Here is an 11,819-nt window from a genome sequence, read left to right on the forward strand (position 1 = left end):
CCGCCTCGCGGACCGCGGCTGGTAGTCATGTCGGCACGGCGTGCCGGAGTCCTGGCCCTGCAGGGGGACGTGCGCGAGCACCTGCGCGTGCTGAGCCGGCTGGGCGCCGATGCGGTGCCGGTGCGGACGCCCGCCGATCTGGCATCCGTCGATGCCCTCGTGATTCCCGGAGGCGAGTCGAGCGTCATCGACAAGCTGTCGCGCACCTTCGGGCTGCAAGGCCCGCTGCGCGCGCGCATCGCGTCGGGACTGCCGGTGTACGGCACGTGCGCCGGTCTCATCCTGCTCGCCGACCGGATCACCGACGCGGCACCAGGGCAGCAGACCTTCGGCGGCATCGACGTGACCGTGCAGCGCAACGCGTTCGGGACCCAGGCCGAGTCGTTCGAGACCGACCTCGACGTGCAGGCGCTCGGTGCCCCGCCGGTGCGCGCGGTGTTCATCCGCGCCCCGAGAGTGACGGTGGCCGGACCGGGTGTCGAGGTGCTGGCCGCGCTCGCCGACGGCGGCATCGTCGCGGTGCGTCAGGGAAGGCTCCTCGGCACCGCGTTCCACCCTGAGGTGACAGGGGACGATCGCTTCCACGCGCTGCTGCTGCAGCTGGCGGACGCGCGGTGACCGATCTCCGACCTCAGGCGGATGCCGTCGGCAGCGACAGCCGCGCGATCGCGTCGGCGGTGCGGTCGATGTCGGCGGGCGAGGTCGCCCAGTTCGACATCGAGCAGCGCAGCACGGCGCGCCCGCGCCATTGGGCGCCGGTGAGCGCAGCGGTGCCGTCGGCGAGGATCGCGGCCCCCAGCGCTCGGGTGGCCGCATCGTCGTCGAGGCGGAACATCACCTGGGTGTAGACGACGTCGTTGACGATCGTGATGCCGGGGATGGCCCGCAGCCGCGTCTCAAGCTGCAGCGCATTGCGGTGCAGGCGCCCGACCAGATCGGCGACCCCCGCTCGGCCGAGGGAGCGCAGGGCAGCCCACGCGGGCACGCCCCGCCCCCGTCGCGAAAGCTCGGGGGTGACGTCCCACGGGTCCAAGCTCGAGTGGATCAGGTAGTCGCCGCCCGCGTGGAAGAGGGCTATCGAGTCGGCGGGGTCCCGCACGATCGCCATGCCGCAGTCGTAGGGGACGTTGAGGGTCTTGTGCCCGTCGGTGGCCCAGGAGTCGGCCTCGCCGACGCTCTCGGTGAGGTGACGCAGCTCGGGCGCCGCCGCCGCCCAGAGCCCGAAGGCCCCATCCACATGCACCCATGCGCCGTGGCTGCGGGCGAGGGGGATCAGCTGCGCGAAGGGGTCGAACGCCCCCGTGTGCACTTCACCGGCCTGCAGGCACACGATCACCGGTGCGCCCTCTTCGGCACGCAGGGTCTCCGAGAGTGCCTCCGGCAACATCCGCCCCTCACCGTCCGAGGCGACCACGGCGATCTCGGCCGCGCCGACGCCGGCGAACCGCAGGGCACGGTCGACGGCGCCGTGGCGATCGGCACCCACCACGAACCGCAGCGGCGGCGCCCCGCGCAGACCGTCACGCGTCAGGTCCCATCCGGCCCGGCGCAGCACCGCGTGACGCGCCGCGGCCAGGCAGACGAAGTTGGCCATCTGCGCGCCGGTGACGAAGCCCACCGACGCATCGCGGGGGAGTCCCAGCAGCTCGCACATCCACGCTCCGGCGATCCGCTCCAGTGCGACGACGGCAGGCGTCATGGTGCTGGAACCGGAGTTCTGATCCCACGCCGAGACCAGCCAGTCGGCGGCCAGCGCGGCCGGCAGGGTGCCGCCGATGACGAAGCCGAAGAACCGGCCGCCCGCGATACCCACCAGCCCGGGCTGCGCACGGGCGGCGAGCTCGGCGATCACCCGACCCGCGTCGACGGGATTCTCCGGCAGCTCCCGCCCGAAGGCGGCGAGCATGTCGTCCACATCTGCGCGTGGCCACACCGGACGTTCGTCGAGCTCGTCGAAGAACGCCAGCGCCGCGCGGTATGCCGCCCCCAGGGCGCGCTCCCTCTCGTCCATGCCGCCAGTGTGCTCCGCACCGGAGCGCCGCACCAGGCGCAGCGTTGCCGTGGTCGTCGCCGCCGTACACACGCGCGGGCTCTGCCCATAGACTGTTCCGCATGTCCGGCCACTCCAAGTGGGCGACGACGAAGCACAAGAAGGCCGTCATCGACAGTCGCCGTGCCAAGTCATTCGCCAAGCTCATCAAGAACATCGAGGTCGCCGCCAAGCTCGGCGGTGCGGATCTCTCAGGCAACCCGACGCTCTACGACGCCGTCCAGAAGGCGAAGAAGACGTCGGTCCCCAACGACAACATCGACCGTGCCATCAAGCGCGGTGCGGGCATCGGGGGAGAAGCCGTCGAGTACACCTCGATCATGTACGAGGGCTACGGCCCCAACGGAGTGGCACTCATGATCGAGTGTCTGACCGACAACAAGAACCGCGCCGCGGCCGAGGTGCGCACGGCTCTGTCGCGCAACGGCGGCAACCTCGCCGATCCCGGCAGCGTCGCGTACAACTTCACCCGCAAGGGCGTCATCGTGGTGTCGTCTGAGAACACCACCGAGGACGACGTCATGCTGGCCGTTCTCGACGCAGGCGCCGAGGAGATCCTGCCCCACGGGCAGGGGTTCGAAGTCATCACCGAGGCCTCCGACCTGGTCAAGGTGCGCACGGCGCTGCAGGATGCCGGCATCGACTACGAATCGGCCGATGTGGAGTTCGTCCCGAACCTCAAGGTCGAGATCGACGCCGACACCGCGCGCAAGGTCTTCCGTCTCATCGACGCGCTCGAAGACAGCGACGACGTGCAGAACGTCTTCAGCAACTTCGACCTCACGCCCGAGGTGCAGGGCGAGCTCGAGACCGACGACGAGAGCGACTGAACGCACCCACCGGACGGAGCGCCTGGGACGGATGCCACCACCCGCGGGCTAGCGTAGGCGGGTGGCATCCACCGGCACTCTCCGCGTTCTCGGCGTCGACCCGGGCCTGACCCGATGCGGCGTCGGGGTCGTCGACGTCGCGCGCAACCGCTCGGCGTCGCTGGTGCACGTCGGTGTCGTGCGCACCGAGCCGTCGCTGCCGATCGAGCAGCGTCTCGCGGCCATCGCCGCGGGGCTCCGCGCCGTGCTCGATGAGTACCGGCCCGACGTCGTCGCCGTCGAGCGCGTCTTCGCCCAGCACAACCGCAGCACGGTGATGGGCACGGCGCAGGCCAGCGGCATCGCCCTGCTGCTGGCGGGGGAGCGGGGCCTGGTTGCCGCGACCCACACGCCCTCCGAGGTGAAGGCCGCTGTCACCGGCTACGGCGCCGCGGACAAGCTGCAGGTGCAGACCATGGTCGCGCGCGTGCTGCGGCTCGACGCGTTGCCCCAGCCGGCGGATGCCGCCGACGCGCTGGCCCTGGCTCTCTGCCATGCCTGGCGCGGTGGGCTGACGGCCTCTGCCTCTGGCTCTGGCTCTGGCTCTGGCTCGGCGACGCTGACGCCGGCGCAGCGGGCGTGGGCGAATGCCGAGCGTGTGACGCGGCGCTGAGGGTTTGGTTTTCGGCCGGTGTTAGGCGCCGGTTTCTCCACAGCCGGATGCCGGCAGAAGTTGTCCACAATCGCCGTTTGGCCTGGGTTTTAGGCGCGGTCAATGTCGGTGGACCTCGGCAGAATTATGGGTATGAGCAGTTCACCGCCAGCCACGACGAGACGCGATACGCGCTCGCGTGGTGCGGTGCTGGGGGAGTTGGAGCGCACGAGGGCGCGGATCGCGGCGTTGCAGGCCGAGGAGCTGGGGTTGCTGGCGCGGGCGGATGCGATCGCGGCGGCGCGGACCGCCCTGGTGCCGTCCAGTGCGGGCCGGGAGCGGGAGATGCCGTTGCGGGAGATGGCCGCCGACGTCGCCGCGGTGTTGCGCCGGTCCGACCGTGTGATCCAGGACCGCCTGCACGACGCGACCGTCCTGGTGACCGGGTTCGCCGCGACCGTCGCGGCGTTGCGGGCGGGGGCCATCGACACGGCGCACGTGCGGATCATTCAGGATGCCGGGGTCCGCATCACCGACCCCGACGCGCGCGCCCGGTTCGAACAGGCCGCCCTGGTCGTCTGCGAGCGGGAGACACCGGGGCGGGCCAAGCCGATCATCGCGATGATCGCGCAGAACCTGCACCCCGTACCCCTCGCCGAGCGTCACGCCGAGGCTGCCGCCGGGCGGCGGGTGTGGGTGCGGGATCTCGAGGACGGGATGGCGGAACTTGCCGCGGTGCTCCCGGCGGCGTTGGCGTACGCGATCCACGACCGGCTCACCCAACACGCCCGCGAGGTCGCCGCCGCCCAGCGCGCCGCGGCCGCAGACGGGACGGACAGCGGGCCCGCGGCAAGCACGCCTGAGGACGGCGGCGCGGCCGCGCCTTCGGACATCGACGCCACGGGCACGGTGCAGGCACACCCGGATGAGCAGCCCGTGGCCGAAGAGCCAGCGGACACCGACGCAGCCGCGACCGATACCCGCACCGCCGACCAGGTCCGGGCCGACGTCCTCACCGACCTGCTGCTCACCGGCCACGCCAGCACACCCGCCTCGTCCCGCAGCATCCCCGCGGGGCAGGCGATCACCGCGCACGTGCAGATCGTGATCCCCGCCGACACCCTCACCGGCGAAGGCACCGCGCCGGCCGAACTCATCGGATACGGGCCCATCGACCCCGACACCGCCCGGCACCTCGCCGCGACCACGGACCTCTGGGAGCGGGTGTTCACCTCACCGACCACCGGCGCCGTGCAGCACGTCGACACCTACCGGCCCAACCGCGCACAACGCAGGCACCTCGACGCCCGCGACGAGCACTGCCGGTTCCCCGGATGCCGAAGGCCCGTGTACTACTGCGACCACGACCACACCCTCGACCACGCGCGAGGCGGACCCACCGCGTTGTGCAACCTCGCGAACCTCTGCGTCCGGCACCACACCCTCAAACACGCCGGCGCCTGGACCGTGATCCAGAAGCTGCACGGCATCCTGGAATGGACCAGCCCCACCGGGCGGACCCACCTCGACATCCCGCGACGCGTGCTCGAATTCACCGCCCTGGCCGCAGCCGAGGGCCCACCACCGTTCTGAGAACGCCTCGGCAACAGCCTGGCCGCGGGGCACCCGACAGGGCCGACCCCGGCCGCGGGCGCGTGTCGATAGAACAAACATCCGAACGCGGCCGTAGGCTCGGAGCATGATCTCCTCCGCACGCGGTCGCGTGCTGCACCTCGATCCCGACAGCGTGATCGTCGACGTCAACGGCGTCGGGTTCTCGATCGCGGTGACCCCGCAACTGTCGCGGAGCTTTCATGTAGGCGACGAGATCGTGCTGCACACGCACCTCGTCGTGCGCGAGGACGCCCTGGCGCTGTTCGGGTTCGCCACCCGCGACGAGCTCAGCGTCTTCCTCCAGCTGATCAGCGTGTCTGGGGTGGGGCCCAAATCCGCCCTCGGCGTGCTGGCTTCGCTGACCGTCGACCAGATCGCGCAGGCGGTCACCGCAGAGGACGACGCGCCGTTTCGTCGCGTGTCGGGAATCGGACCCAAGACGGCCAAGCTCATCGTGGTTCAGCTCGCCGGCAAGCTGCAGGCCCTCGGGCTCGGCGGCACGGGCGGGGCTGTCGCGTCGGGAAAGGCCGACGAGAAGGTCGTCGCGCAGGTCGTGGCCGCCCTCGTCGGCCTGGGCTGGAGCGAGCGGATCGCGGCGGAGGCCGTCGGCCCGGTGGCCGAGGCGGCATCCGAGCGCCAGCGGGGCGACGTCTCAGCGCTGCTGCGCCTGACGCTGGCCCAGCTGGGCCCCTCCCGCAAGGAGCCCGCCGGTGGATGAGACCGTGAACCCCGCCGAGCCGCAGGACGAGATCGAGCTGGCGGTCGAAGGTGCGCTGCGACCCAGCTCGCTGGCCGAGTTCGTCGGGCAGCACAAGGTGCGCGGCCAGCTGCAGCTGCTGCTCGAGGCGGCGCGCATCCAGCAGCGCCCGGCCGACCACATCCTGCTCTCCGGGCCCCCGGGCCTGGGAAAGACCACGCTGGCGATGATCGTCGCCCACGAGAGCGACCGTCCGCTTCGCCTGTCGTCGGGGCCTGCAATCCAGCACGCCGGCGACCTGGCGGCGCTGCTGTCCAGCCTGACGCCCGGCGAAGTGCTCTTCATCGACGAGATCCACCGCATGGCCCGCTCCGCCGAAGAGATGCTGTACCTCGCCATGGAGGACTTCCGCATCGACATCATGGTGGGCAAGGGTGCCGGCGCCACGAGCATCCCCCTCGAGCTGGCGCCGTTCACCCTCGTGGGCGCCACGACCCGCTCCGGCATGCTCCCCAATCCGCTGCGGGACCGGTTCGGGTTCACCGCGCACCTCGAGTACTACGAACCGAGCGAACTGGAACAGGTCGTGGAGCGATCGGCTCTCGTGCTCGGGGTCGGTCTTCCGGCACATGCGCGCGCCGAGATCGCGCGGCGCTCCCGCGGCACGCCCCGCATCGCCAACCGCCTGCTGCGGCGCGTGCGCGACTACGTCATCGTGCACGGCCAGGGCGGGCGCGCCAGCGCCTTCAACGGCGGGCCGGCGGCGACGCAGGCCGACGTCAACGCCGCGCTCGAGCTCTACGACGTCGACCCGATCGGGCTGGACCGGCTCGACCGCGCCGTGCTCGACGCGCTCGTTCGACGATTCCGCGGGGGACCGGTGGGGCTCAGCACCCTCGCGGTGACCGTGGGGGAGGAGGCCGAGACGGTCGAGTCTGTGGTGGAGCCGTATCTGGTGCGCATCGGGTTCATGGGGCGTACGCCCCGCGGTCGCATCGCCACCCCCGAGGCATATGCCCACCTGCGCGTTCCGCACGCCGAAGGGGCGCTGCGCATCGATGACCTATAATCGCTGAAGGCTTTCGCCGCAACCTCTGCTGGGGTGCCTCACGGCATGCCCGAACCGAAAGGTGACCTCACCTCCATGGAATTCGCTGTCTTCTTCGCCGAGTACGGCCTCATCCTGCTGCTCGGCGCTCTGCTCGTCTTCATGTTCTGGAGCTCGCGCCGACGCATGCAGCGCCAGAAGGCCGAGCAGGAGGCGAAGGCGCGCCAGACGGTTCCCGGCGCCGAGGTGCTCCTTCAGGGCGGCCTCTACGGCACGATCGTGGCCTACGACCCCGAGAACCTCGACCAGCCGGCCATCGTTGAAATCGCGCCGGGTGTCGACATCAAGGTGCACAGCCAGGCGATCCTGCGCGTCGTCGACCCGGCCGAGGGCGTCGTCACCGAAGACGAGTTCATCGAGTCCGAGGCAGCCGAAGACGAGTACGTCGCCGATGTCGCCGACGGCGACATCACCTCGGTCGACGATGACCGCAACCGCGCATCGGGCGGCACGAACGACACCGACCCGGGCACCAAGCCCCTGGCCTGATCCGTCTCGCCGCTGCGGCGGCGCGCGAGAAAGCTGACCACACGTGGCCACTTCCACCCCCGTCCGGCACGCCTGGCGCGCGTTGACCGGACTTCTGGTCATCACCGCCCTCCTGTTCGGCATCAACGCGCTCGGCGTGTACGGCTTCGGCAAGAGCTCGTGGGTTCCGGAACTCGCGCTCGACCTGCAGGGCGGAACGCAGATCATCCTCGAAGCGCAGACCGAGGACGGCGCCGACCCCAGCACCGAGCAGATGAACCAGGCTGTCACGATCATCCGCCAGCGTGTCGACGCCTCGGGCGTCGGCGAGGCCGACGTCACCACCGAGGGCGGCCGCAACATCGTCGTCCAGATCCCGGGCGAGGCAGACGAAGCCACGCGCGAGCGCATCGAGGCCTCCGCGCAGTTGCAGCTGCGCGCGGTGCTGGCCACCGGCGCACCCGCCAACACCTTCATCGGTGAGGACGGCAACGAGACGCCGTACCCGCAGCCCGATCCGTCCCTGCAGGCGACCCCGTCCACGGAGCCCACCAGCGGCAGCGACCTGGCGTGGATCACCCCGGCGCTCGAGGCGCAGTACCTCGCCTACGACTGCGCCGACCCGGCGAACGACCCCGCTTCCGCGCCTGCGGACCAGCCGCTGATCACCTGCGACCCGTCCGGCACCGTCAAGTACCTGCTGGGGCCCGTCGAACTCGACGGATCGTCGATCTCGGACGCCAGCCACGGCATCGTCCAGCAGAACGGCCAGTGGGCGGTCAACCTCGTCTTCGACGATCAGGGCACCCGCGAGTTCGGTCAGATCAGCCAGCGGCTGTACGGCCAGAGCCCGCCGCTGAACCAGTTCGCGTTCATCCTCGACGGCTTCGTGCTGTCGGCTCCGTCGATGAACGCCGTCATCCTCGACGGCAAGCCGCAGATCACCGGAAGCTTCACGCAGGAGAGCGCCAAGGTGCTCGCCGACCAGCTGAAGTACGGCGCGCTGCCCCTGAGCTTCGAGGTGCAGAGCTCGAGCACGATCTCGGCGACGCTCGGCTCCCAGCAGCTGCAGATCGGCCTCATCGCCGGACTCATCGGCCTTCTGCTGGTGGCGTTGTACTCGGTGGCGGTCTACCGCGCGCTGGGCTTCATCATCATCGCGTCCCTGCTGGTGATGGGTGTGCTCACCTACATCTCCCTGTGCATCCTGGCCTGGCGCATGGGCTTCCGTCTGTCACTCGCCGGCGTCGCGGGCGTGATCGTGTCGATCGGCTTCACCGCCGACTCGTTCATCGTCTACTTCGAACGCATCCGAGACGAACTGCGCGACGGCAAGAGCATCACCAGCGCCGTCGAGGACGGCTGGTCCCGCGCGAAACGGACGATCTACATCTCGAAGTCGATCAACGTCCTTGCCGCTGTCGTGCTGTACATCCTCGCCGACGCGACGGTGAAGGGATTCGCCTTCACGCTGGGTCTGACGACCGTCATCGACGTGCTCATCTTCATCCTGTTCACCCACCCGACGCTGCAGCTTCTGGCACGCACCCGCTTCTTCGGATCCGGTCACCCGCTGTCGGGTCTGGACCCCGCCGCGCTGGGCGCCGTCTACCGCGGGCGTGCGCAGTTCCGCACGCCGATCGTCCCCGCCAAGGGGGGCGCCGGCAAACGCGCCGTCCGCGCCAAGGGTGAGGCCGAACGCCGGCAGACCATCGCCGAGCGCAAACAGGCCGAGCTCGCAGCCGCACGTCGCGGTGGCAATACCGACCGCACGAAGGAGGGGAGCAGCTGATGGGCGCCATGAGCAACTTCGGCAACGACCTCTACACCGGCAAGCTCTCGCTGCCTTTCATCCCGAAGCGGCGACTGTGGTTCATCCTCGCGGCGGCCCTGGTGATCGGCGCGGCCCTCGTGCCGCTGTTCCGCCCCATCCAGTTCTCGATCGAGTTCACGGGTGGGTCGCAGTTCACCGTGTCCAACGTGGCCGAGACCGATCAGGCCCTCGCCACCGACGCGGTCCAATCGGTCGTCGAGGGCGCCACCACCAAGGTCACCACCGTCGGCGGTGACGCCATCCGCGTGCAGACCGACCAGATGACCGCTAACGAGACGCAGGCGGTCACTGCGGCGTTGGCCGAGGTCTACGACGTCGCGCCAGCCGAGGTCACCTCGTCCTTCATCGGTCCCAGCTGGGGCGCCGACGTGACCCGGCAGTCGCTGTGGGGCCTGGCGATCTTCCTTGCCATGACCTTCATCATCCTCGCGCTGTACTTCCGCACCTGGAAGATGTCGGTCGCCGCGATCATCGGCCTGGTCGACGTGCTCATCATCACGGTCGGGATCTACTCGCTGTTCGGCTTCGAGATCTCGCCGGCGGCGGTGATCGGCTTCCTCACGATCCTCTCCTACGCCCTCTACGACACGACGGTGGTGTTCGACAAGATCAGGGAGAACACCACGGAGGACGGCGAGAACTCCGGCCGGCTCTTCGGCGAATCGGTCAACCTCGCCGTGAACCAGACGCTGGTGCGTTCGATCAACACGACGGTCGTGGCCATCCTCCCCACCGGCGCGATCCTCTTCATCGGCGCGCTGTGGCTGGGCGCGCAGACCCTCACCGACATCTCGCTGTCGATCTTCGTCGGCACGATCGTCGCGGCGTACTCGACCGTGTTCGTCGCCGCACCCCTGTACTCGCTGATGCGCGAGAACGAACCGGCCATCAAGGCACGCGACGAGCGGGTGCGTACCGCTCGCGAACTGGCCCTGACGGACGCCTGAGGCGCAGCCTGCCCGCACCGCGGGCGGACGTAGAATTGACGGGTTGAGACGACCGGAGGTGAGCGCATGACAGAGGCCGTGCCCGCCGCCCAGTCATCGTCGCTGCGCCGACTCGTCCCTCGCATCTTCTCGCGGGCGGCACGCCGCGACGACGTCGAGAAGCTGTTGCGGACGGTGCGCACCCACCACCCCAAGGGTGACCTGTCGATCGTCGAGCGTGCGTACGCCGCAGCGGACCGCGCACACGCGGGCCAGAAACGGCGAAGCGGTGAGCCCTACATCACCCACCCGCTCGCCGTCGCCCAGATCCTCGCCGACCTCGGCCTGGGGCCGCGCGCCATCGCCGCGGCTCTGCTGCACGACACGGTGGAGGACACCGACTACCGGCTCGACCAGCTGAGCGCCGACTTCGGCGACGAGGTCGCGATGCTGGTGGACGGGGTCACCAAGCTCGACAAGGTCAAGTACGGCGACGCCGCGCAGGCCGAGACGGTGCGAAAGATGATCGTGGCGATGTCCCGCGACATCCGCGTGCTGCTGATCAAGCTCGCCGACCGTCTGCACAACGCGCGCACCTGGGGATTCGTTCCGCCGGAGAAGGCCGCCAAGAAGGCGACCGAGACCCTCGAGATCTATGCGCCCCTCGCGCACCGCCTCGGCATCCAGGCTGTGAAGTCCGAGCTCGAGGACCTCTCATTCGCGGTGCTGCACCCGAAGCTCTACGCCGAGATCGACAGCCTGGTCACCCAGCGCACTCCGCAGCGCGAGCAGTACGTGCAGTCCGTCATAGAAGCGGTCGAGGCCGATCTGCGGGAGCTGCGCATCCGGGGCCGCATCATGGGCCGTCCCAAGCAGCTGTACTCCGTCTACCAGAAGATGGTGGTGCGCGGGCGCGAGTTCGACGACATCTACGACCTCATCGGCATCCGCGTGCTCGTCAACACCGTGCGTGACTGCTACGCCGTGCTCGGCGCCCTCCACGCCCGTTGGACGCCGCTCCCCGGCCGCTTCAAGGACTACATCGCCACGCCCAAGTTCAACCTCTACCAGTCGCTGCACACGACCGTCATCGGTCCCGGCGGCCGCACGGTGGAGATCCAGATCCGCACCCACGAGATGCACCAGCAGGCCGAGTACGGCGTCGCGGCCCACTGGAAGTACAAGGAGCAGATGGCCGGCGGCAAGTCCGGCGCCAAGTCGGTGGACGCCGACATGGCCTGGCTGGCGCACATCTCCGACTGGCAGGCCGAGACGGCCGACCCGGGGGAGTTCCTCGACTCCCTGCGGTTCGAGATCGGGGCCAAAGAGGTCTACGTCTTCACACCCAAGGGGCGCGTCATCGGCCTGACCGCCGGAGCGACCCCCGTGGACTTCGCCTACGCCGTGCACACCGAGGTCGGCCACCGCACCATGGGCGCGAAGGTCAACGGGCGCCTGGTGCCGCTGGAGTCCGAGCTCAAGAGCGGCGACGTCGTCGAGATCTTCACCTCGAAGAACCCTGACGCAGGCCCCAGCCAGGATTGGCTGAGCTTCGTCAAGAGCACCCGCGCACGCAGCAAGATCCGCGGCTGGTTCACCAAGGAGCGCCGCGAAGAGGCGATCGAGCAGGGCAAGGATGCCATCGCCCGCGCGATGCGCCG

At 69.8% G+C, this 11,819-nt stretch carries 11 protein-coding genes; 10 read left to right on the forward strand and 1 reads right to left on the reverse strand.

Going from position 1 to position 11,819, the window contains the following annotated elements:
* Positions 1–27 precede the first annotated feature (27 nt).
* Positions 28–618 carry a pyridoxal 5'-phosphate synthase glutaminase subunit PdxT gene (gene pdxT / locus NQ160_RS10510; RefSeq protein WP_257515200.1) on the forward strand — a complete coding sequence of 197 codons (591 nt, stop codon included), beginning with the start codon at positions 28–30 and terminating at the stop codon, positions 616–618.
* A gap of 13 nt (positions 619–631) precedes the next feature.
* Here the strand turns inward: pdxT and NQ160_RS10515 are convergent, their stop codons facing one another.
* Positions 632–2,011: a pyridoxal phosphate-dependent decarboxylase family protein gene (locus tag NQ160_RS10515; protein WP_257515191.1), complete on the reverse strand. Its 1,380-nt coding sequence runs from the start codon at positions 2,009–2,011 to the stop codon at positions 632–634.
* A 101-nt stretch (positions 2,012–2,112) separates the two neighbouring features.
* On the opposite strand from NQ160_RS10515, the gene NQ160_RS10520 reads away from it, so the two are divergent.
* The 9 genes from NQ160_RS10520 to NQ160_RS10560 form a co-directional block, all read left to right on the forward strand.
* Positions 2,113–2,880 carry a YebC/PmpR family DNA-binding transcriptional regulator gene (locus NQ160_RS10520; RefSeq protein ID WP_257515192.1) on the forward strand — a complete coding sequence of 256 codons (768 nt, stop codon included), beginning with the start codon at positions 2,113–2,115 and terminating at the stop codon, positions 2,878–2,880.
* 61 nt (positions 2,881–2,941) lie between these two features.
* On the forward strand, positions 2,942–3,532 hold the full coding sequence (gene ruvC, locus NQ160_RS10525) for a crossover junction endodeoxyribonuclease RuvC (protein WP_257515193.1): 591 nt from the start codon (positions 2,942–2,944) through the stop codon (positions 3,530–3,532).
* A gap of 186 nt (positions 3,533–3,718) precedes the next feature.
* On the forward strand, positions 3,719–5,104 hold the full coding sequence (locus tag NQ160_RS10530; RefSeq protein ID WP_257515194.1) for an HNH endonuclease signature motif containing protein: 1,386 nt from the start codon (positions 3,719–3,721) through the stop codon (positions 5,102–5,104).
* Positions 5,105–5,210: 106 nt separating this feature from the next.
* On the forward strand, positions 5,211–5,843 hold the full coding sequence (ruvA, locus tag NQ160_RS10535) for a Holliday junction branch migration protein RuvA (protein WP_257515195.1): 633 nt from the start codon (positions 5,211–5,213) through the stop codon (positions 5,841–5,843).
* Entirely contained in the window at positions 5,836–6,891 is a 1,056-nt protein-coding gene (gene ruvB / locus NQ160_RS10540) for a Holliday junction branch migration DNA helicase RuvB (RefSeq protein WP_257515196.1), read from the forward strand. The genes ruvA and ruvB overlap by 8 nt, the downstream gene beginning before the upstream one ends.
* Before the next feature lie 75 nt (positions 6,892–6,966).
* Positions 6,967–7,419 carry a preprotein translocase subunit YajC gene (locus tag NQ160_RS10545; RefSeq protein ID WP_257515201.1) on the forward strand — a complete coding sequence of 151 codons (453 nt, stop codon included), beginning with the start codon at positions 6,967–6,969 and terminating at the stop codon, positions 7,417–7,419.
* A 43-nt stretch (positions 7,420–7,462) separates the two neighbouring features.
* Positions 7,463–9,190, forward strand: coding sequence for a protein translocase subunit SecD (secD, locus tag NQ160_RS10550; RefSeq protein ID WP_257515197.1), 1,728 nt, complete (start codon positions 7,463–7,465; stop codon positions 9,188–9,190).
* On the forward strand, positions 9,190–10,179 hold the full coding sequence (secF, locus tag NQ160_RS10555) for a protein translocase subunit SecF (protein ID WP_257515198.1): 990 nt from the start codon (positions 9,190–9,192) through the stop codon (positions 10,177–10,179). The genes secD and secF overlap by 1 nt, the downstream gene beginning before the upstream one ends.
* A 66-nt stretch (positions 10,180–10,245) precedes the next feature.
* On the forward strand, positions 10,246–11,819 hold a 1,574-nt coding region (locus tag NQ160_RS10560; protein ID WP_257515199.1), incomplete at its 3' end, for a RelA/SpoT family protein.

The sequence above is a fragment of the Microbacterium sp. zg.Y909 genome (assembly GCF_024626565.1).